The following is a 20,959-nucleotide window of genomic DNA, read 5'->3' as shown; positions in this document are numbered from 1 at the left end:
CTTACGCCTCGATCTGTTCGTCGGTCATGCCGAACCGGCGCTGCCGTCGGCGGAAGTCGTCGATGGCGGCGTCGAACGCCTCGCCGTCGAAGTCGGGCCACAGCAGCGGCGTGAAGTAGAGCTCGGCATAGGCCATCTGCCACAGCAGGAAGTTGGAGATCCGCTGCTCGCCGCTGGTGCGGATGCACAGGTCCACCGGCGCATCCCCGGCCAGGCAGACCTCGCGGTCCAGGCTCGACTCATCGATGTCGGCAGCGCCGATCTCGCCGGCCGCCACCCGCTCGCCCAGTCGTCGCGCCGCCCGGGCGATGTCCCAGCGACCGCCGTAGTTGGCGGCGATCACCAGGTGCATGCCAGCGTTGTCTCTCGTTAGCGCCTCGGCACGGGCGATATGCGTCTGGATGGCCGCGGAGAAGGCGCGCTGATCACCGATGATCGACAGGCGGATATCGTGCTCGTGGAGTTTCTTGACCTCGCGCTTGAGCGCCATCAGGAACAGCTCCATCAGCGCCCCCACCTCCGCTTCGGGCCGCTTCCAGTTCTCGCTGGAGAAGGCAAACAGGGTAAGGGTCTCGATGCCGCGCTCGGCGGCGCGCCGTATCACCGCACGCACCGCCTCGACGCCGGCACGATGGCCGCGCACGCCGGACTGGCCGCGCGCACGGGCCCAGCGATTGTTGCCATCCATGATGATGGCCACGTGTCGGGGCAGGTCATCGCCGGTGGCCGCCGGCGCATCCAGAGAGTCTGTAGACTGCGGTGACGTCATGTTGTCTCGCATTGCGATGGACCGAGCCGGGCAGCTGCCCGCCGTAAAGCCGCGCTTCGGCAGGAGCCGACCGGCATCTCGTCAGACCTGCATCAGGTCGTGCTCCTTGGCCTCGAGCAGCTTGTCGATCTCACCGATGTACTTGTCGGTGAGCTTCTGGATGGCGTCCTCGGCCTGGTGCTGCTCGTCCTCGGAGATCTCCTTCTCCTTGAGCAGCGACTTGATGTCGCCGTTGGCATCCCGGCGCACGTTGCGAACCGCCACGCGGGCGTGCTCGGCCTCGCTTCTGGCCTGCTTGATGTAGCCCTTTCGCGTCTCCTCAGTGAGCATCGGCATCGGCACGCGGATGACGTTGCCGGCACTGGCGGGATTGAGCCCCAGGTCCGAGGTCATGATGGCCTTCTCGATCTTGGGCACCATGTTCTGCTCCCAGGGCACCACGGAGAGGGTCCTGGCGTCCTCGACGTTGATCGAGGCCACCTGATTGAGCGGTACCTGACTGCCGTAGTACTCCACGGTCACCGAATCCAGAATGCTGGAGTGGGCGCGCCCGGTACGGATCTTGTTGAAATTGCCGTGAAGGGCCTCAAGGCTCTTCTTCATGCGGCTTTCTGCATCTTTCTTGATGTCATTGATCACGGTATCAACCTCTGTCTATCAGCGTGCCTTCCTTGCCACCCACCACCAGATTCAGCAGGGCGCCCGACTTGTTCATGTTGAAGACGCGAACCGGCATGTCATGGTCCCGCACCAGGCAGATAGCGGTCAAATCCATGACCCCGAGCTTCTGGTTCAGGGCATCGTCATAGCTCAGCTGCTCGTACTTGACGGCATCGGGATGCTTCACCGGGTCCTTGTCGTAGACGCCGTCGACCTTGGTGGCCTTGACCACCACGTCGGCGTCGATTTCGATGCCGCGCAGGCAGGCCGCCGAATCGGTGGTGAAGAAGGGATTGCCGGTACCCGCGGAGAACATTACCACGTCCCCCGAGGTCAGGTAGCGGATGGCGGTGCGGCGATCATAGTGCTCCACCACGCCGCTCATGGGAATGGCCGACATCACCCGTGAGCGGATGTTGGAGCGCTCCAGCGCATCGCGCATGGCCAGGGCGTTCATCACCGTGGCGAGCATGCCCATGTGGTCGCCGGTCACCCGATCCATGCCGGCCTCGTGGAGCGCCGCACCACGAAACAGGTTGCCGCCACCGACCACGATCCCCACCTGCACGCCGATACCCACCAGCTGGCCGATCTCCAGCGCCATGCGGTCGAGCACCTTGGGATCGATGCCGAACTCGGCCTCCCCGGTCAGCGCCTCACCGGAGAGCTTGAGCAGGATGCGCTTGTACTTCGACTTCTCGGAGCGGGACTTCTCGGACCGGGGCTTCTCGCCGCGCGAGGCGTCCGATTCGGTATAAGCGTCGCGGTGGTCGGCACTGGGCATGGGGGTGTCTCCTGAATCACCAGCGGGATGGAGGGTAGCGGCCGAACCGGCCGGCCGGATACAAGAAGGCGTGCGCTTCCGCGCACGCCATCTCAAACGTGGAACCTGAGACCTCAGCTGCGCCCGGCCTGTTCCATCACTTCCTTGGCGAAGTCGACCTCTTCCTTCTCGATGCCCTCACCCACTTCGAAACGGGTGAAGCTCAGCACTTCGCCACCGGCGGCCTTGACGAACTCGGCCACGGTCTGGTTCGGATCCTTGACGAAGGGCTGCTCGGTCAGGCTGTTCTCGGCCAGGTACTTCTTGAGGCGACCCTGGACCATCTTCTCGGCGATCTGCTCGGGCTTGCCGGCCATGTCGGGCTGGGCAAGGATAATCGCCTTTTCCTCATCGAGCTGCGCCTGGGGCATGTCCTCGGGACGCGCCACCGCCGGGTTGATGGCGGCCACGTGCATGGCGACGTCCTTGGCCACTTCGGCGTTGCCGCCCTGGATCACGGTGAGCACGCCGATGCGGCCGCCGTGGACGTATTCACCCACCAGCGCACCCTCCGGTGCCTCGATCACGGCACAGCGGCGAACGCCGATGTTCTCACCGATCTTCTGCACCAGCTGCTCGCGGGCGGTCTCCAGCTCGCCGGCCATGACCGCGGCCACGTCTTCGCTCTTGGCGGCGAAGAAGGCGTCGGCGACCTTCTCGGCGAAGGCCTTGAAGTTGTCGTCACGGGCGACGAAGTCGGTCTCGGAATTGATCTCCACCGCCACGCCATAGCGGCCGTCTTCGGCCACACGCGTCACCACGGCGCCTTCGGCGGCGGTGCGGCCCGCCTTCTTGGCGGCCTTGAGACCGGAGCTCTTGCGCAGGTTCTCGATGGCCACATCGATATCACCGCCGGCTTCGGTGAGTGCCTTCTTGCACTCCATCATGCCGAGGCCGGTACGCTCACGCAGTTCCTTGACCTGGGAGGCACTGATCGCTGCCATGGTATTCACCTCTATGGTAGTTCGACCCGCAAAAGGGGGCGACCTGAAAAACGGGACGCCAAACCCCTGGTTCGGCGAGATACGGCCCCGCGGCGGGCGGGGCCTTCGGCGGGCCGGGCCGGAGTGCCGCCGGCCCGCCGGGCGCAGGCAGTGCCTGCTGGGATGCTCGTCGTTACTCGGCGGCGGCGCTGCTGCCTTCGCTCTCGGTGACTTCGACGAACTCGTCCGGGCGCCCTTCCTTGGCACGGCCGCAGGCGTTGGCGATGGCCTGGACGTAGATCTGGATGGCGCGGATGGAGTCATCGTTGCCGGGGATCACGTAGTCGACGCCGTCCGGGTCGGAGTTGGTGTCCACCACGCCGATGACCGGGATACCCAGCTTGTTGGCCTCGTTGATGGCGATGCGCTCGTGGTCGACGTCGATCACGAACAGCGCATCGGGCAGGCCACCCATCTCCTTGATGCCGCCCACGGAGCGCTCGAGCTTGTCCTGCTCGCGGGTCGCCATCAGCACTTCCTTCTTGGTCAGCTTCTCGAAGGTGCCGTCTTCGTGCATGGCTTCGAGTTCGCGCAGACGCTTGATGGAGACGCGGATGGTCTTGTAGTTGGTCAGCATGCCGCCGAGCCAGCGATGGTTGACGAAGGGCTGGCCAACGCGGGTCGCCTCTTCCTTGATGATCTTGCTGGCGCTGCGCTTGGTGCCAACGAACAGAATCTTGTTGTTGGCCGCCGCCATCTTCTCGACCACGTCGATAGCCTCGTTGAGGGCCGGCAGAGTGTGCTCGAGGTTGATGATATGGATCTTGTTACGGGCGCCGAAGATGAACTTGCTCATCTTCGGGTTCCAGTAACGGGTCTGGTGGCCGAAGTGAGCGCCTGCCTTGAGCAGGTCACGCATATTGACGTGTGCCATGGATGACTCCTGAAAATATCGGGTTAGGCCTCCATGCACCCCATGGATCCGACCGCCGGGAAGCACCGCGGCAGCACCCGGGACCATGTGCCGGTGCATGTGTGTTTTCAAGGCTGTGGTTGTCGAAGCTTGCGGTATGCGCTTCGCATGCCCCCTCACTGCCGCCGCGACTCGGCCGGCCAAGGGCCCTGGCGAGGTCGACGATTGCAGGAAAGCGCGCGGCTTTATACCATAGTTCGCCAGCGAGATGAAGTCGAACGCCGCCCGAACCGCCGCGCCCCGGGCGGCAAGCCCCTCTGAACCGAGATTCCATGAACATTCCCATCAAGACGCCCGCCGAGATCGAGATGATGCGCGAAGCCGGCCGTCAGGCCGCCAGCGTACTGGAAATGATCACCCCCCACGTAAAAGCCGGCGTGACCACCGGCGAGCTGGATCGACTCTGCTACGACTATATCGTGGACGAGCTCGGCTCCACGCCGGCGCCGCTCAACTATCACGGCTTCCCCAAGTCGATCTGCACCTCGATCAATCATGTGGTCTGCCACGGCATCCCCGACGATGCCAAGAAGCTCAAGAAGGGCGACATCATGAACCTGGACGTCACCGTGAAGACCGCCGACGGCTATCACGGCGACTCCAGCGTGATGTTCATCGTCGGCGAGAGCATCCAGGGCGAGCGCCTGTGCCGCATCACCCAGGAGTGCCTCTACCACAGCATCGCCCTGGTGCGTCCCGGCGTGCGCCTCTCGGAACTGGCCCGCGCCATCCAGAAGCACGCCGAAGCCAACGGCTACTCGGTGGTACGCGACTTCTGCGGCCACGGAATCGGCGCCAGCTTCCACGAGGATCCCCAGGTGCTGCACTACGATGGCTACGCCCCCGAGGCCGATGCCGTGCTCGAGGCCGGCATGTGCTTCACCATCGAGCCGATGATCAACGTGGGGGGCCACCAGACCAAGGTGCTGCGCGACGGCTGGACTGCGGTGACCCGCGACAAGAGCCTCTCGGCACAGTGGGAGCACACCCTGCTGGTCACCGAGACCGGGGTCGAGGTGCTCACCGCCCGCGGCGAGGAAGACCTCGCCTTCCTCGACCGCTGACATGCTGCTCCACCACTACCGTTTCACGCCCGATCCAACGCTGTTCGACGCCGAGACCTTCCGCGCCGAGCTGGCCGGCAGCCGCTCGCCCATCGCCCCCTTCAAGGCGGCGCTGGCCGATATCCAGGCGCGTCTCGACGAGCGCTTCCGCGCCGGCGCCGACATTCGCGACCTGATCCACGGCCGCGCCTGGTGCCTCGACCAGCTGCTGCAGGTGGCCTGGTCACGCCACGCCTGGCCCGACGACGGAGTGGCGCTGCTCGCAGTGGGGGGCTATGGTCGCGGGGAGCTGCACCCCCACTCCGACGTCGACCTGCTGCTGCTGCTGGAAGACGATGACGATGCGCCCTACCGCGAGCCGCTGACCGACTTCATCACCTTCCTGTGGGACATCGGCCTGGACATCGGCCACAGCGTGCGCTCGCTGGCCGACTGCTCGCGGGAGGCCGAGGCCGATATCACCGTGATCACCAACCTGCTGGAGTCGCGCACCCTGGCCGGCCCCGAGCGGCTGCGCGACGCCATGAAGGCGCGCATCGCCCCGGAGCGGCTGTGGCCCGCCGACCGCTTCTTCGAGGCCAAGTGGCAGGAGCAGATCGCCCGCCATCACCGCTTCAACAACTCCGAGTACCACCTGGAGCCCAATCTCAAGAGCTCCCCGGGGGCCTGCGGGACATCCAGATGATCGGCTGGGTGTCCAAGCGCCACTTCGGTACCCAGCGCTACGAGGACATCGTCGCGGCCGGCTTCATGAACGATGCCGAGCTGCGCATCCTCAGCCAGGGCCAGGCCTTCCTGTGGCAGGTGCGCTACGCCCTGCACATGCTCACCGGCCGGGCCGAGGATCGGCTGCTGTTCGACCACCAGCGCACCATCGCCGAGCTGTTCGGCTTTCACGATACCCCGGAGCGGCTGGCCGTGGAGCAGTTCATGAAGCGCTACTACCGCCATGTCACGGCGCTGGCAGGGCTCAACGACATGCTGCTGCAGCACTTCGACGAGGCCATCCTGCGCGCCGGCGAGGCGCTCGAGACCGTGCCGCTGAACGAGCGCTTCGAGATCAAGGGCGGCTATATCCAGGCGCGCTGTCGCTCGGTGTTTCGCGACCACCCCTCGGCGCTGCTCGAGCTGTTCCTGCTGATGGCCGAGCATCCCGAGATCGAAGGGGTCCGCGCCGACACCATTCGGCTGATCCGCGACCATCGCCACCAGATCGACGATCTCTACCGGGACGACGCCCGCCACCAGCATCTGTTCATGGCCCTGCTGCGCTCCGGGGGCAACGTAGCGCGCCAGCTGCGGCGCATGAACCGCTACGGCGTGCTCGGCAAGTACCTGCCGGAGTTCGGCCAGGCGGTGGGGCTGATGCAGCACGATCTCTTCCACATCTATACCGTGGATGCCCACACCCTGCGCCTGCTGAAGTGCATCCAGTACTTCCGCGAGCCCGAGGCCCGCGACGAATTCCCGGTGGCGGCGGCGCTGATCCACCAGCTGCCCAAGCTGGAGCTGCTGTGGATCGCCGGGCTCTACCACGATATCGGCAAGGGGCGCGGCGGCGACCACTCGATCCTGGGCGCCCGGGACGTGGAGCGCTTCGCCGAGCGTCACGGCCTGACGCTGCGGGACACCCGCCTGGTCAGCTGGCTGGTGGAGCACCACCTGCTGATGTCGATGGTGGCCCAGAAGCGCGACATCACCGATCCCGACGTGATCCGCGACTTTGCTCGCACGGTGCGCGACGAGACCCGCCTGGACTACCTCTACGTGCTGACCGTGGCCGATATCAATGCCACCAATCCCACCCTGTGGAACGGCTGGCGCGCCTCGCTGCTGCGCCAGCTCCATGCCGAGACCAAGCGCGCCCTGCGTCGCGGCCTGGAGAACCCGCCGGACCGCGACGACTGGGTGCGCGAGACCCGCACCGAGGCCCGCTCGCTGCTCGCCGCGGTGGGCGCCGACCTGACGCGAGTCGACCGCCTGTGGGAGTCCCTCGGCGAAGACTATTTCCTGCAGTACGCGCCCAGCGAGATCGTCTGGCAGACACTGGGGATTCTCGCCCACGGCGGCACCGAGCTGCCCCTGATCCTGGTCAGCGCTCCCGCCGACGACATGAGCGACGGCGGCACCAAGGTATTCATCCACACCCGCTCGGTGGACGACCTCTTCGCCGCCACCGCCGCCGCCATGGAGCAGCTGGGGCTGTCGATCCACGATGCGCGCATCGCCACCTCCAGCAACGACTGGACGCTGAACACCTTCATCGTGCTGGACGATCGCGGGCGAACCATACGCGACGCCGAGCACATCGAGGAGATTCGCCGCCACCTGGTGGAGGAACTCGACGACCCCGACGACTACCCGCAGATCGTCACCCGCCACACGCCGCGCCAGCTGCGCCATTTCCAGGTTCCCACCCAGGTGCTGATCGAGCAGGATCCGGCCAACGAGCGCACCGCGCTGGAGCTCACCGCCCCGGACCGTCCCGGCCTGCTGGCCCGGGTGGGCCGCATCTTCATGGAGCAGGACATCGCCCTCTCGGCGGCCAAGATCGCCACCCTGGGCGAGCGGGTCGAGGACGTCTTCTTCATCACCGACAAGGCCGGCAAGCCGCTCACCGACCCGGAGCGCCAGCAGCGCCTGCGCGAACGGCTGGTGGAGGTGCTGGATGTCTCGGGCTAAGCCCGAGAGGGCAGAGTCGCGAGGAGCGCCGGAGAGGGGACAACGCGGGGCAGCGGCCTCGCGTTTGAGGCCTTCCCTGGCCTTCCCTATAATCACCGGCTTGCCCGCATCCACGACAACGACGCCGCCCCACGGCGCACCTGGACACCTATGAACCCGGATCTCGATGCTCTCAAGCCCTACCCCTTCGAGAAGCTCGCCGCGCTGAAGGCCGGCGTGACGCCTCCCGAGGGGCTGGCCCACGTGCCGCTGACCATCGGCGAGCCGCAGCACGCTCCCTATGCGGCGGCGCTGGAGGCCCTCGTGGCGCACCAGCAGGATTTCGCCCGCTACCCGGCGACCGCCGGTACGGACGCGCTGCGCGAGGCGATCGCCGACTGGGCAAGGCGACGCTTCGGACTCGCCAGTCTGGCCCCGGAGCATCAGGTGCTGCCGGTGAACGGCACGCGAGAGGCGATCTTCGCCTTCGTGCAGGCGGCGCTGGACCGCACCCGGCCGGCGAAGGTGGCGGTGCCCAATCCCTTCTATCAGATCTACGAGGGCGCCACCCTGTTGGCCGGGGGCGAGCCCCTCTATCTGGACTGCAGCGCCGAGCACGGCTTTCGCCCCGATTTCGCCAGCGTCCCGGCGGCGGTGTGGCGCGATGTACAGATTGTCTTCCTCTGCTCGCCGGGCAATCCCACCGGGGCGGTCACGCCCCTGGCGGAGTTCAAGACGCTCATCGAGCTGGCCGACGAACACGACTTTCTGATCGCCTCGGACGAGTGCTACTCGGAGCTCTACCTGGATGAGGAGGCCCCGCCGCCGGGGCTGCTGGAAGCCTGCGCCACCCTCGGCCGCCACGACTACCGGCGCTGCCTGGTCTTCCACTCGCTCTCCAAGCGCTCCAACCTGCCGGGACTGCGCTCGGGCTTCGTGGCCGGCGACGCTGAACTGGTCGCCGCCTTCAAGCGCTATCGCACCTACCACGGCTGCGCCATGGCCCTGCCCGTGCAACAGGCCTCGATCAGCGCCTGGCGCGACGAGACCCACGTGCGCGCCAACCGTGACGCCTACCGTGAGAAGTTCGCCGCCGTGACCGAGATCCTCGCGCCGGTCATGGACTTCCCCACCCCGGAGGCGAGCTTCTATCTGTGGCCGGCGGTGCCGGGGGGCGACGACGAGCGCTTTACCCGGGCACTATTCGCCGAGGAGCACGTCAGCGTGCTACCGGGCCGCTATATGGGACGTCCCGGGAGTGCCGGTCACAACCCCGGCGCCGGCCGAGTGCGTCTGGCGCTGGTCGCCGAGCTGGCCGCCACCGTGGAAGCGGCACGCCGCATTCGCCGTTTCATCGAAAGGAGCGCACGATGCTGACACTCTACGTGATCAAGAACTGCGATACCTGCCGTAAAGCGCGCAAGGCCCTGGAAACCCAGGGGATCCCCTATCAGGTGCATGATCTGCGTGACGACGGCCTCTCCGCGGCGCTGCTCGAGCATATTCTCCACCGGGTCCCGATGGTGGAGCTACTCAACAAGCGCAGCACCACCTGGCGCGAGCTTCCCGACGACGTCAAGCGCGAGGTCGACGCCAACAAGGCCCGCGAGCTGATGCTCGCCCATCCGACCCTGCTCAAGCGCCCGCTGCTGGAGACCAACGACGGGGACATCCTCGTCGGCTACCGCGACGGCGACTACGACAAACTCCAGGGCTGAGCCGCGGCTCGCCCCACTCTTCAAGAGGATATCCCATGCTGAGCTTTGCACTTGGAATCGGCACCCAGAACACCCAGGGCGACTGGCTGGAGATCTACTATCCGGCGCCGCTGCTCAACCCGGACGACAGCCTGGCGAAGGCCGCCGCCGAGGCCCTGGACGCCCCGGAAGGCAACGCCGCCATCAGCTTCCTGCCCGAGCACTGCAGCGCCCTGGCCGCCGCCCTGCGCGATGCCGGCCACGCCGACCAGGCCGAGCTGGCCGAGTCCCTTGCCGCCAGCCAGCGCCCCCTGGTGGCCATGTTCCTAGCCGAGGATCTGCCGCCCCAGACGGCGCCGGAGGTCTACCTCAAGCTGCACCTGCTTTCCCATCGCCTGGTCAAGCCCCACGACCTGGACCTCACCGGCATGTTCGGGCTGCTGCGCAACGTGGCCTGGACCAGCGAGGGGCCTATCGATATCGAAGAGCTCCCGGCTCGCCGCCTCAAGGCGCGCCTGGAAGGCCGTACCCTCTCGGTGGACTGCGTCGACAAGTTCCCCAAGATGAGCGACTACGTGGTCCCCGGCGGCGTGCGCATCGGCGACACCGCCCGGGTGCGGCTGGGCGCCTACCTGGGTGAAGGCACCACCGTGATGCACGAAGGCTTCGTCAACTTCAACGCCGGCGCGGAAGGTCCCGGCATGATCGAGGGCCGCATCTCCGCCGGCGTGATGGTCGGCAAGGGCTCGGACCTGGGCGGCGGCTGCTCCACCATGGGCACCCTCTCCGGCGGCGGCAACATCGTCATCAAGGTCGGCGAGGGCTGCCTGATCGGCGCCAATGCCGGCATCGGCATCCCCCTGGGCGACCGCTGCACCGTGGAGTCGGGCCTCTATCTCACCGCCGGCGCCAAGGTGGTGCTGCTCGATGACCAGGGTCAGGAGGTCAAGACCGTGGCCGCCCGCGAGCTGGCCGGTCAGAGCGACCTGCTGCTGCGCCGCAACTCTCTCACTGGCCGCATCGAGTGCTTGACCAACAAGAGCGCCGTGGCGCTCAACGAAGCGCTGCACGCCAACCAGTGATTCCACCCTCCTGACCGCGGCGACGCCCTTGGCGTCGCCCGGCGACTGCCGGAAGCCCGCATGTCCCAAGACGCCCCCGACCTCTCTCCCACCCTCGCGCTCGCCTGCGAGCTGATCCGCCGCCCCTCGGTGACCCCCGACGACCTCGGCTGTCAGACGCTGATGATCGAGCGCCTCGAGCGCCTCGGCTTCCACATCGAGCGCCTGCCCTTCGGCGACGTGGAGAACTTCTGGGCGACCCACGGCCACCACGGCCCGGTGCTGGCCTTCGCCGGCCACACCGACGTGGTGCCTAGCGGCCCCCACGTGCACTGGGACACGCCCCCCTTCGAGCCGGTGATCGACGCCGAGGGCATGCTCCGGGGCAGAGGCGCTGCCGATATGAAGGGCAGCCTGGCGGCGATGATCACCGCGGTGGAGCGCTTCGTCACCGCCCATCCGGACCACCACGGCCGAATCGCCTTTCTGATCACCTCCGACGAGGAGGGCCCGGCGGTGGACGGCACCCGGGCGGTGGTCGAGCACCTGCGCGAGGCCCACGAGCGGCTCGACTACTGCGTCGTCGGCGAGCCCTCCTCCACCGAGGTGCTGGGCGATGTGATCAAGAACGGCCGGCGCGGGTCGCTGGGCGGCGTGCTGCACATCAAGGGCCAGCAGGGCCACGTGGCCTACCCCCACCTGGCACGCAACCCCATCCATCAGGCCATGCCGGCCCTGGACGCCCTGGTGGGCGAACACTGGGACGAGGGCAACGCCTTCTTCCCCGCCACCAGCTTCCAGATCTCCAATATCCGCGCTGGCACCGGCGCCACCAACGTGATCCCCGGCGACGTGGAGGTGGTGTTCAACTTCCGCTTCTCCACCGAAGTGACCCACGAGCAGCTGCGCTCACGCACCGAGGCCCTCCTCGATGCCCACGGCCTGGAGTACCAGCTCGACTGGACGCTCAACGGCGAGCCCTTCCTGACGGCCGAGGGGGAGCTGGTGGATGCCGCCCTGTACGGGGTCGAGGCGGCGCTCGGCCGCCGGGCGCAGCTCTCCACCTCGGGCGGCACCTCGGATGGGCGCTTCATCGCCACCCTGGGCAGCCAGGTGGTCGAACTGGGGCCCCGCAACGCGACCATTCACCAGGTCAATGAGCGGGTACGGGCCGCCGACCTCGACGACCTGAGCCGGGTGTACGAGGCGATCCTCGCCAAGCTGTTCGTCAACGGAACCGCCCAGCCCTGAGAGAGCCGTTATGCCAACCCAGCACGATAGCGAGACGCACTACCCGGATATCGAGATCTACCTGGCCCGGGCGCCGCTGGAGACGGTGAACGCCTGGCTGGGGGAGCGGCTGGATGCTCCCCGCTGCGCGCCGCCGGCCGGCACAAGTGGCAGACCCGCGGCACCCACCAGGGCCGGTCCATCCCGGTACTGCTGGTAGAGAAGGCCGCCGACGGCTTCGCCAGCCTATGGTTCGACAGCGCCCATACCCCCTGGCCCCGCGACACCGACTGCGCCAGGGAAGCCGCCTCCCGGCTGGGCTGCGAGGTGCGCTGTTCGCTGGGCGGCTGGCAGCCCGGCGACGATCCGGACCGCTTCTGGCAGGTGCAGCCCGACGGCAGCGAAGGCGTCATCGACTGGCCCGACTCCGGCCAGTGACCCGAAACGACATCGGCCCGCACGTTCGACAACGTGCGGGCCGATGGTAACCAAGCGGTGTCTACGAGAGAGACGTCGCCAAGCGTTAGCCAGGCGCGTCGTTCAGGTAATCACCGTGACATCGTCGGCTTGCAGCCCTCTTTCATTCTCGATCACGTGGTAGCGCACCTTCTGGCCCTCGGCCAGGGTGCGGTGCCCGCGGCCGCGAATGGCGCGAAAGTGCACGAAGACGTCCTCGCCGCTGTCGCGCTTGATGAAGCCATAGCCCTTGTTGACGTTGAACCACTTGACCTCGCCGATCTCACGATCGTCGCTTTCGACCTCGGCCAGGTTGACCAGCTGCGGCGTCAGAGCGTTGACGGCCAGGGTGGCCAGCATCAACAGCACGAAGACCGCCGCCGCTACCGCCACATAGACCAGGGCGGTGCCGCCGACCTCGAGACTGGCGAACAGCTGGCGTGACAGATCGCCACCGGTAAGATGGACGAACAGCGCAATCAGCAGCGGCGCCGGCGCGGCGAGCAGCAGGCTGATCAAGCCACAGCGCAAAAAGACCTTTTGATTCATGGATTTGAAAGACTCTCTTGTAATGACATAGATAGAAGGTATTGACGCTGGTATCCGACTGCCTCGAGCGGGCAGCGGACACATCATCGGGTGACGCGATAAACGGCATCACCCCAAGCGGGAGAATCTTATCATGAGCCATCAACGATCGCCTGACGAACTGGCGGGGCGACTGGATGCCCTGGAGAGCCGTGTTGCCTACCAGGAGCACTGGCTGGATACGCTGGATGCGGCCGTCGCCGCCCAGGAGCGGCGCCTGGCCCAGCTGGAACGCCTCAACGCGCTGATGCAGGAGAAGCTCCGCGAGCAGCAGCGAGCGCTGTACGAGCTGGATGCGGACGCCCCGCGGCCCCAGGACGAGGTGCCGCCGCACTACTAGCCGCTTCGCGGCAGCCGTAAGCCGTAAGCCGTAAGCCGTAAGCCGTAAGCCGTAAGCCGTAAGCCGTAAGCCGTAAGCCAGCTTAAGGCCCCCAAGTCTTGCAGTACGGGGTTTCTTACAGCTTACAGCTCCGGGCGAAGCCCGGTTAGAGTTCGTCCAGATAACGCTCGGCGTCGAGTGCCGCCATGCAGCCGGTGCCGGCGGAGGTCACCGCCTGGCGGTAGACATGGTCCATGACATCGCCGGCGGCGAACACACCCGGCACGCTGGTGGCGGTGGCATTGCCGTCGAGGCCGGACTTCACCCGGATATAGCCGCCGGCCATCTCCAGCTGGCCCTCGAAGATCCCGGTGTTGGGACTGTGACCGATGGCGATGAAGAGCCCCGGCGCAGCGATCTCCTTGGTGTCGCCCGTCTCGGTGGACTTGACCCGTACCCCGGTGACGCCGCTGGCATCGCCCAGCACCTCATCCAGGGTGTGGTTCCACTCCAGCACCACATTGCCGCTGGCGGCCTTCTCGAACAGCTTGTCCTGAAGAATCTTCTCGGCGCGCAGGCTGTCGCGACGATGCACCAGGGTAACCTTGGAGGCGATGTTCGACAGGTAGAGCGCTTCCTCCACGGCGGTGTTGCCGCCACCCACCACCACCACCTCCTGGTTGCGGTAGAAGAAGCCGTCACAGGTAGCGCAGGCCGAGACACCCTGGCCCATGAACTTCTGCTCCGAGGGCAGGCCGAGATAGCGGGCGCTGGCGCCGGTGGCGATGATCAGCGCGTCGCAGGTGTAGGTGCCGCTGTCGCCCTTGAGAGTAAAGGGCCGCTCCCTGAGCTCCACCTCGTGAATATGGTCGAACAGCACCTCGGTATCGAAGCGCTCGGCGTGGCGCTTCATCCGCTCCATCAGCTCGGGGCCCTGGACGCCGGCATCGTCTCCCGGCCAGTTATCCACGTCGGTGGTGGTGGTCAGCTGCCCTCCCGCCTGGATGCCGGTGATCAGCAGCGGCTTGAGATTGGCCCGGGCCGCATAGACGGCCGCGGTGTAGCCGGCCGGACCGGAGCCGAGAATGATCAGGCGCTCGTGACGCGCATCGCTCATGAAGAAACCTCGTCGCAATGAAGATGAAACAGGATCCGGCCATTGTAGCAGCCGTGACGGGGGCTACAGCACCTCATCGTCACGCCCCAGGCTTACCTCCTCCAGTTCACCGTCAACGAGCGAAACCGCAATCCGCAGCTGGATAGGGGCGCAGCAGTGCGGACAGTCCTCCCAGGTCTCCTGGCTGCCCTGGGACACGTCGACCATCAGGTCGAAGGGCATGTCGCAGTAGGGACAATGTACCGGGCGGGTGTCGAGACGCTCTTCATGCATGGCTGACTCCCCTGTGATCGCCGAGTAGCCGTGACAGCGTGATAGCGAGTCGGCGCCCCTTCACGGCGAGGCGGCACCGAAACGACGGGCGGCGCTTGAAACCGGCGCCTATCATGACCATGTATTACCGATGGTCCCAGTAAGGTTCGTTCACTCCCACCGCGAACGCGAGAAGGAGAACCGCATGAGCAACGCATCCCTATCGGATACCCTGCAGACGCTCCAGGCCGGCGACGCCACCTACCACTACTATAGCCTGGCCGAGGCCGCCAAGGCCCTGGGCGACATTGAGCGGCTGCCGATGACCCTCAAGATCCTGCTGGAGAACCAGCTGCGCTTCGCCGATGAGGAGGGGGTCGCACGCGAGGACATGCAGGCCCTGGTCGACTGGCAGAAGACCGCCAGCTCCGACCGCGAGATCGGCTACCGCCCGGCCCGGGTATTGATGCAGGACTTCACCGGCGTCCCCGGGGTGGTGGACCTCGCCTCCATGCGCGCCGCCGTGGAGGCCCTGGGCGAGGACCCGGCCCGGATCAACCCGCTCTCCCGGTGGATCTGGTCATCGACCACTCGGTGATGGTGGACAAGTTCGGCAACCCCACGGCCTTCAGGGACAACGTGGCCATCGAGATGGAGCGCAACCATGAGCGCTACGCCTTCCTGCGCTGGGGCCAGCAGGCCTTCGACAACTTCCGGGTGGTGCCGCCGGGCACCGGCATCTGCCACCAGGTCAACCTGGAGTACCTGGGCAAGACGGTGTGGACCAAGGAGGTGGACGGCAAGACGCTGGCCTACCCCGACACCCTGGTGGGCACCGACTCCCACACCACCATGATCAACGGCCTCGGCGTGCTGGGCTGGGGCGTGGGCGGCATCGAGGCCGAGGCCGCCATGCTCGGTCAGCCGGTCTCCATGCTGATCCCCGAGGTGGTCGGCTTCAAGCTCACCGGCAAGCTGCGCGAGGGCATCACCGCTACCGATCTGGTGCTGACGGTCACCGAGATGCTGCGCGAGAAGGGCGTGGTGGGCAAGTTCGTGGAGTTCTACGGCGACGGCCTCAAGGACCTGCCGCTGGCCGACCGCGCCACCATCGCCAACATGGCGCCGGAGTACGGCGCCACCTGCGGCTTCTTCCCGGTGGACGACGAGACCCTCGCCTATATGCGCCTGACCGGCCGCGACGAGAGCCAGGTGGCGCTGGTAGAGGCCTACTGCAAGGCCCAGGGGCTATGGCGCGAGCCGGGCGCCGAACCGGTCTTCAGCGACACCCTGGCGCTGGACATGGGCGAAGTCGAGGCCAGCCTGGCCGGCCCCAAGCGGCCCCAGGACCGGGTCACCCTCAAGGACATGCAGGTGGCCTTCCAGAAGGTCATGGCCGACGACGGTAAGTCGGTCACCTCCTCCGAGGAGAAGGGCCGGCTGTTCTCCGAAGGCGGCCAGACTGCGGTGGGCGTCGAGGAGAGCTATGAGCACCATGACAGTCAAGCGGTGGACCTCGACGGCGAGGCCTTCCGCCTCGACCCCGGCGCCGTGGTGATCGCCGCCATCACCTCCTGCACCAACACCTCCAACCCCAGCGTGATGATGGCCGCCGGCCTGCTGGCCAGAAAGGCCCGCGAGAAGGGCCTGGCCACCAAGCCCTGGGTGAAGACCTCGCTGGCCCCGGGCTCCAAGGTGGTGACCGACTACCTGGCCGCCGGCGGCGTCCAGGAGGACCTCGACGCCCTGGGCTTCAATCTGGTGGGCTATGGCTGCACCACCTGCATCGGCAACTCCGGCCCCCTGGCCGAGCCCATCGAGAAGGCCATCGAGGACGGCGACCTGGCCGTGGCCTCGGTGCTCTCGGGTAACCGCAACTTCGAGGGCCGCGTGCACCCGCTGGTCAAGACCAACTGGCTCGCCTCGCCGCCGCTGGTGGTGGCCTACGCCCTGGCCGGCAACGTCCAGCGCGACCTGACCCGCGAGTCGCTGGGGGTCGATCGCCACGGCAAGCCGGTCTACCTCCAGGACATCTGGCCCACTCAGGCGGAGATCGCCGAGGCCGTGGAGACGGTCAAGACCGCGATGTTCCGCAAGCAGTACGCCGAGGTGTTCGACGGCGACGAGGTGTGGAAGGCCATCGACGTGCCCGATAGCGAGGTCTATCAGTGGTCTTCCGACTCCACCTACATTCAGCACCCGCCCTTCTTCGAGGGCATGGGCCGCGAGCCCGACGCCACCGAGGACGTCAAGGAGGCCCATATCCTGGCCATGCTGGGCGACTCGGTGACCACCGACCATATCTCGCCGGCCGGCGCCATCAAGCCCGACAGCCCCGCCGGCCGCTACCTGCAGGAGCGCGGGGTCAAGCCGGTGGACTTCAACTCCTACGGCTCACGGCGCGGCAACCACGAGATCATGATGCGCGGCACCTTCGCCAACGTGCGCATCAAGAACGAGATGCTCGACGGCGTGGTCGGCGGCGAGACCCGTCACGTGCCTTCCGGGGAGCAGATGGCGATCTATGACGCCGCCATGCGCTATCAGGAGAAGGGCACGCCGCTGGTGGTAATCGCCGGCAAGGAGTACGGCACCGGCTCCAGCCGCGACTGGGCCGCCAAGGGCACGCGCCTGCTCGGCGTGCGCGCCGTGCTGGCCGAGTCCTACGAGCGCATCCACCGCTCCAACCTGATCGGCATGGGCGTGGTGCCGCTTCAGTTCCCTGAAGGGGAAAGCCGCAAGAGTCTCGGCCTTACCGGCGACGAAAAGGTCTCCATCGAAGGGCTCGATGCTCTCACCCCGGGCGGCCAGGTCAAGGTGACCGTCAAGAGCGACAAGGGCGAGAAGAAGCTGGATGCGCTCTGCCGCATCGACACTGCCAATGAGCTGGAGTACTACCGCCACGGCGGCATCCTGCACTATGTGCTGCGCAAGATGATTGGGTCGGCCTGACAGGACGGCCTTACAGGCGGGCCTGAGGCCCGCCCCCATCACAGCAGTGAAAGCCCCCGACGGGGGCTTCTTTTCTTCGAGGTTCGAGGTTCGAGGTTCGAGGTTCGAGGTTCGAGGTTCGAGGTTCGAGGTTCGAGGTTCGAGGTTCGAGGTTCGAGGTTCGAGGTTCGAGGTTCGAGGTTCGGGCAGCATGCTAGCTCGTAGCCCGAGCCCCGTCGTCCGTGGCTCGGAATCTAGGCTTTGCCCGAAAAGTCGGCGAGCGAAGACCAGACAAGGCAAAAATCGGCGAAAAGACGGAGTTTACGTGGTGTAAATGAGTACTTTGAGCCGATTTTTAACGCTGTATGGTCGAGCGCAGCCAGTTTTCGGACGGAGCCTAGAACGAGCGGCGGCGGTAGCGCCGATACTCCGGCGTCCAGCAGTTGCGCTCGATCGACTCGCGCAGCTTGATGCCGTCGGTCTTCAGGGCCACGCCCTCCTGCTGGGCCTGGGCGGCTACCTCGAAGGCGATCGCCTTGGAGAGCTCGCGAATCTGTGACAGCGGCGGCAGCAACGCGCCCTCGCCCTGCTTGACCAGCGGCGCCTCGCGGGCCAGCGCCCGGGAAGCGGTCATCAGCATCGCATCAGTGACGCGCTTGGCCCCGCTCGCCACCACGCCCAGGCCGATGCCGGGAAGATATAGGCGTTGTTGCACTGGGCAATGGGGTAGGAGGTGCCGTCGTAGACCACCGGCTGGAAGGGGCTTCCGGTGGCCACCAGCGCCTGGCCGTCGGTCCAGTTGAGCACGTCCCAGGGGGTCGCCTCGGCCCGCGAGGTGGGGTTGGAGAGCGGCATGATCAGCGGCCGTTCGCAGCCGGCATGCATGGCTCGCACCACGTCCTCGGTAAAGATCCCTTTCTGGCCACAGACCCCGATGAGCACGGTAGGCTTCACCTGGCGGGCTACCTCCAGCAGCGACTGGCCATCCCAGCCCTCGGTGAGGGCAGGGTCGTGGGCCAGGCGGAGCTGAAAGTCGCGCAGCCACGCCTGGTCCGAGGTCACCAGGCCTTCCCGGTCGACCATGAAGATGCGGCTGCGCGCCTCCTTCTCGGAGAGCCCTTCGGCCTGCATGGCCACCACCACCTGCTCGGCGATACCGCAGCCGGCCGAGCCGGCCCCCACGAACACCACCCGCTGCTGGGCCATGCGCTCGCCGCGTGCCTGGCAGGCCGCCATCAGGGTACCCACGCAGACCGACGCGGTCCCCTGAACATCGTCATTGAAGCAGCACAGCTCGTTGCGGTAGCGCTCCAGCAGCGGCAGGGCATTGGCCTGGGCGAAGTCCTCGAACTGCAGCAGCACATTGGGCCAGCGCCGCTTCACCGCGGCAATGAAGGTCGCGATGAAGGCGTCGTACTCCTCCTGGGAAATGCGCGGATGCCGCCAGCCCATGTACATGGGGTCGTCGAGCAGCGCCTGATTGTTGGTGCCCACGTCGAGCATGATCGGCAGCGTATAGGCCGGGCTGATGCCGCCGCAGGCGGTATAGAGCGCCAGCTTGCCGATGGGGATGCCCATGCCGCCGATGCCCTGGTCGCCCAGCCCCAGGATGCGCTCACCGTCGGTGACCACGATGACCTTGACCCTGTCCTTGGTGGCACTGCGCAGGATGTCGTCCATGCGGTCGCGGTCGTTGTAGGCGATGAACAGCCCGCGATGGTTGCGATAGATATTGGAAAACTCTTCGCAGGCCTTGCCCACCGTCGGGGTATAAATGATCGGCAGCATCTCCTCGAGATGCTCCGAGACCAGGCGGTAGTAGAGGGTCTCGTTATCGTCCTGGATGGCACGCAGGTAGATGTGCCGGTCCAAGTCGCTATGGCACTGCCGGTACTGGCGATAGGCCCGCTCGAGCTGCTCTTCGATGGTCTCCACCGCCTGGGGCAGCAGGCCGATCAGGTTGAACTCGAGCCGCTCCTCCTGGGTGAAGGCGCTGCCCTTGTTGAGCAGCGGCATCTCGAGCAGCGGAGGGCCAGCATAGGGAATGTAGAGTGGGCGTTTGGGTTCGATGGTCATCTCTGATCTCGATGCAGTGACTGGAAACCGGGCCGTGGGCGCTCTACCGGCGCCTTAGGCCCCAACTCTACCATGCCCGAAACGCCAGCGCCCCGGGCTGAGCCGGGGCGCTGACAAGGCCATTGGGAGTTAACAGCCCTTGGCGACCGGCCGACGGGCCACTTCGCCCTCGAAGAACAGCGGGCGCAGTTTGACGCCGACCATGTTGCCGGCAAAGCCGGCCACCAGCCATACCCAGCCGTGCAGGCTGCCCGAAGCGATGCCGCTGAAATAGGCGCCGATATTGCAGCCGAAGGCCAGGCGCGCCCCGTAGCCAAGCATCAGCCCGCCAATCACTGCCGCCAGCAGCGATTTCAAGGGGATGCGGAAGTTCGGCGCGAAGCGGCCCGCCAGGGAGGCGGCGACCAGCGCCCCGACCATGATGCCGACGTTCATCACCGTGGTGATATCGCGCCACACGCTGGCCTGCAGCGCCGCGGCGTTGCCGGGCGACTGCCAGTACCCCCAGGCCGAGACATCACCGCCCAGCAGCTCGAAGCCCTTGGCCCCCCACAGCGCGAAGGCCGAGGTGATGCCCCAGGGCCGGCCGGCCAGGGCCAGGGTGACGTAGTTGAGCAGCGCCAACGCTACCGCGCCGGCCAGCAGCGGCCAGGGGCCGGTGAGCCAGCGCCGATTACCGACGTCGACCCTGGGCACCTGCTCCAGCTGGCCATGACGGCGTCGCTCCATCACCACGGTCAGCGCGGCGATGGCGGCAAACAGTGCCAGGCTCACGGCGATGCCGCCAACGACGCCCGCCTCGGTGACCAGCGAAGTCGGCCGGAAGGCCGGCAGGCTCTGCCACCAGGCGAAGTGGGCGCTGCCGATCACCGAGCCGACGATGAAGAACAGCAAGGTGACGAGCATCCGGGCGTTGCCGCCGCCGGCGGTGAACAGGGTGCCCGAAGCACAGCCACCGCCCAGCTGCATGCCGAGGCCGAACAGAAAGGCGCCGACCACCACGGAAACACCGATGGGCGCCACGAAGCCAAAGACCGGCTGGCCGAACAGACTCCGGCCCCCAGCGCCGGGAAGAACAGCACCACGGCAATGGCCAGCATCACCATCTGGGCGCGCAGACCACGCCCTCGGCGCTCGGTGATGAACACCCGCCAGGCGGCGGTGAAGCCAAAGGCGGCATGGTAGAGGACCATGCCCAGTAGTCCGCCCACCACCATCAGCAAGCCGGTACGAGCGCCAAAGGCCAGGCCAACCGCCAGGGCACCCAGCAGCAGCAGGCCGGCGGCACTGGCCGACAGGGAGAGCCGGAAACGCGAAGAAGCAGCGAGGTCACTCATGGCAGTCTCTCTGGATGGCATC

Annotated in this window: 14 protein-coding genes and 5 pseudogenes; 9 read left to right on the top strand and 10 right to left on the bottom strand. The window is 66.7% G+C overall.

Annotated elements, in window-relative coordinates; genetic code table 11:
• Position 1: 1 nt before the first annotated feature.
• The 5 genes from uppS to rpsB form a co-directional block, all read right to left on the bottom strand.
• Positions 2-769 carry a polyprenyl diphosphate synthase gene (gene uppS / locus ACSJDS_RS04470; protein WP_473032254.1) on the bottom strand — a complete coding sequence of 256 codons (768 nt, stop codon included), beginning with the start codon at positions 767-769 and terminating at the stop codon, positions 2-4.
• An 81-nt stretch (positions 770-850) separates the two neighbouring features.
• Entirely contained in the window at positions 851-1,408 is a 558-nt protein-coding gene (gene frr, locus ACSJDS_RS04465; RefSeq protein WP_473032253.1) for a ribosome recycling factor, read from the bottom strand.
• A 4-nt stretch (positions 1,409-1,412) separates the two neighbouring features.
• The gene (gene pyrH / locus ACSJDS_RS04460) at positions 1,413-2,213 is read right to left on the bottom strand and encodes a UMP kinase (RefSeq protein WP_473032252.1); all 801 of its coding nucleotides are present in this window, start codon (positions 2,211-2,213) and stop codon (positions 1,413-1,415) included.
• A 113-nt stretch (positions 2,214-2,326) separates the two neighbouring features.
• Positions 2,327-3,196, bottom strand: a complete 870-nt coding sequence (gene tsf / locus ACSJDS_RS04455; protein WP_473032251.1) for a translation elongation factor Ts — start codon at positions 3,194-3,196, stop codon at positions 2,327-2,329.
• A 172-nt stretch (positions 3,197-3,368) separates the two neighbouring features.
• Entirely contained in the window at positions 3,369-4,109 is a 741-nt protein-coding gene (gene rpsB, locus ACSJDS_RS04450) for a 30S ribosomal protein S2 (protein ID WP_473032250.1), read from the bottom strand.
• A 311-nt stretch (positions 4,110-4,420) separates the two neighbouring features.
• Between rpsB and map the strand changes: the two genes are divergently transcribed.
• The 7 genes and pseudogenes from map to ACSJDS_RS04415 all read left to right on the top strand — a co-directional run bounded on the left by map (position 4,421) and on the right by ACSJDS_RS04415 (position 12,299).
• On the top strand, positions 4,421-5,212 hold the full coding sequence (gene map, locus ACSJDS_RS04445; protein ID WP_473032249.1) for a type I methionyl aminopeptidase: 792 nt from the start codon (positions 4,421-4,423) through the stop codon (positions 5,210-5,212).
• Position 5,213: 1 nt separating this feature from the next.
• A pseudogene (locus ACSJDS_RS04440) lies at positions 5,214-7,894 on the top strand ([protein-PII] uridylyltransferase).
• A gap of 150 nt (positions 7,895-8,044) precedes the next feature.
• Complete coding sequence (gene dapC, locus ACSJDS_RS04435) at positions 8,045-9,250, top strand: succinyldiaminopimelate transaminase (RefSeq protein ID WP_473032248.1); 1,206 nt, start codon at positions 8,045-8,047, stop codon at positions 9,248-9,250.
• Positions 9,244-9,591, top strand: a complete 348-nt coding sequence (locus tag ACSJDS_RS04430; protein WP_473032247.1) for an ArsC family reductase — start codon at positions 9,244-9,246, stop codon at positions 9,589-9,591. The genes dapC and ACSJDS_RS04430 overlap by 7 nt, the downstream gene beginning before the upstream one ends.
• 35 nt (positions 9,592-9,626) lie before the next feature.
• Complete coding sequence (gene dapD / locus ACSJDS_RS04425; protein ID WP_473032246.1) at positions 9,627-10,652, top strand: 2,3,4,5-tetrahydropyridine-2,6-dicarboxylate N-succinyltransferase; 1,026 nt, start codon at positions 9,627-9,629, stop codon at positions 10,650-10,652.
• A gap of 60 nt (positions 10,653-10,712) precedes the next feature.
• The gene (gene dapE / locus ACSJDS_RS04420; RefSeq protein WP_473032245.1) at positions 10,713-11,882 is read left to right on the top strand and encodes a succinyl-diaminopimelate desuccinylase; all 1,170 of its coding nucleotides are present in this window, start codon (positions 10,713-10,715) and stop codon (positions 11,880-11,882) included.
• A 10-nt stretch (positions 11,883-11,892) separates the two neighbouring features.
• A pseudogene (locus tag ACSJDS_RS04415) lies at positions 11,893-12,299 on the top strand (hypothetical protein).
• A 102-nt stretch (positions 12,300-12,401) separates the two neighbouring features.
• Here ACSJDS_RS04415 and ACSJDS_RS04410 read toward each other — a convergent pair.
• Positions 12,402-12,866, bottom strand: coding sequence for a cold-shock protein (locus tag ACSJDS_RS04410; protein WP_473032244.1), 465 nt, complete (start codon positions 12,864-12,866; stop codon positions 12,402-12,404).
• Between the two features lie 133 nt (positions 12,867-12,999).
• Between ACSJDS_RS04410 and ACSJDS_RS04405 the strand changes: the two genes are divergently transcribed.
• A complete protein-coding gene (locus ACSJDS_RS04405; protein ID WP_473032243.1) occupies positions 13,000-13,245 on the top strand; it encodes a SlyX family protein in 246 nt (81 codons plus the stop codon).
• A 145-nt stretch (positions 13,246-13,390) separates the two neighbouring features.
• Here the strand turns inward: ACSJDS_RS04405 and trxB are convergent, their stop codons facing one another.
• Both trxB and ACSJDS_RS04395 read right to left on the bottom strand, forming a co-directional pair.
• Positions 13,391-14,341: a thioredoxin-disulfide reductase gene (gene trxB / locus ACSJDS_RS04400; protein WP_473032242.1), complete on the bottom strand. Its 951-nt coding sequence runs from the start codon at positions 14,339-14,341 to the stop codon at positions 13,391-13,393.
• Between the two features lie 63 nt (positions 14,342-14,404).
• Entirely contained in the window at positions 14,405-14,614 is a 210-nt protein-coding gene (locus tag ACSJDS_RS04395) for a zinc ribbon domain-containing protein (protein ID WP_473032241.1), read from the bottom strand.
• Positions 14,615-14,798: 184 nt separating this feature from the next.
• On the opposite strand from ACSJDS_RS04395, the pseudogene acnA reads away from it, so the two are divergent.
• A pseudogene (gene acnA / locus ACSJDS_RS04390) lies at positions 14,799-17,545 on the top strand (aconitate hydratase AcnA).
• Between the two features lie 376 nt (positions 17,546-17,921).
• Here acnA and ACSJDS_RS04385 read toward each other — a convergent pair.
• Both ACSJDS_RS04385 and ACSJDS_RS04380 read right to left on the bottom strand, forming a co-directional pair.
• Positions 17,922-19,600, bottom strand: a pseudogene (locus ACSJDS_RS04385) (NAD-dependent malic enzyme).
• A 129-nt stretch (positions 19,601-19,729) separates the two neighbouring features.
• Positions 19,730-20,937 (bottom strand): annotated as a pseudogene (locus ACSJDS_RS04380) (YeeE/YedE family protein).
• Positions 20,938-20,959 lie beyond the last annotated feature (22 nt).

The organism is Halomonas sp. SL18_1 (assembly GCF_055755715.1).
This window is presented reverse-complemented; position numbering and strand designations above follow the sequence as displayed.

Excerpts from the sequence above, each read along its gene's own strand:
- ACSJDS_RS04405 (WP_473032243.1), top strand. The coding sequence starts at position 13,000 with ATGAGCCATCAACGATCGCCTGACGAACTGGCGGGGCGACTGGATGCC.
- dapD (WP_473032246.1), top strand. The coding sequence starts at position 9,627 with ATGCTGAGCTTTGCACTTGGAATCGGCACCCAGAACACCCAGGGCGAC.
- pyrH (WP_473032252.1), bottom strand. The coding sequence starts at position 2,213 with ATGCCCAGTGCCGACCACCGCGACGCTTATACCGAATCGGACGCCTCG.
- dapE (WP_473032245.1), top strand. The coding sequence starts at position 10,713 with ATGTCCCAAGACGCCCCCGACCTCTCTCCCACCCTCGCGCTCGCCTGC.
- dapC (WP_473032248.1), top strand. The coding sequence starts at position 8,045 with ATGAACCCGGATCTCGATGCTCTCAAGCCCTACCCCTTCGAGAAGCTC.
- map (WP_473032249.1), top strand. The coding sequence starts at position 4,421 with ATGAACATTCCCATCAAGACGCCCGCCGAGATCGAGATGATGCGCGAA.
- tsf (WP_473032251.1), bottom strand. The coding sequence starts at position 3,196 with ATGGCAGCGATCAGTGCCTCCCAGGTCAAGGAACTGCGTGAGCGTACC.
- rpsB (WP_473032250.1), bottom strand. The coding sequence starts at position 4,109 with ATGGCACACGTCAATATGCGTGACCTGCTCAAGGCAGGCGCTCACTTC.
- ACSJDS_RS04410 (WP_473032244.1), bottom strand. The coding sequence starts at position 12,866 with ATGAATCAAAAGGTCTTTTTGCGCTGTGGCTTGATCAGCCTGCTGCTC.
- trxB (WP_473032242.1), bottom strand. The coding sequence starts at position 14,341 with ATGAGCGATGCGCGTCACGAGCGCCTGATCATTCTCGGCTCCGGTCCG.
- uppS (WP_473032254.1), bottom strand. The coding sequence starts at position 769 with ATGACGTCACCGCAGTCTACAGACTCTCTGGATGCGCCGGCGGCCACC.
- ACSJDS_RS04395 (WP_473032241.1), bottom strand. The coding sequence starts at position 14,614 with ATGCATGAAGAGCGTCTCGACACCCGCCCGGTACATTGTCCCTACTGC.
- ACSJDS_RS04430 (WP_473032247.1), top strand. The coding sequence starts at position 9,244 with ATGCTGACACTCTACGTGATCAAGAACTGCGATACCTGCCGTAAAGCG.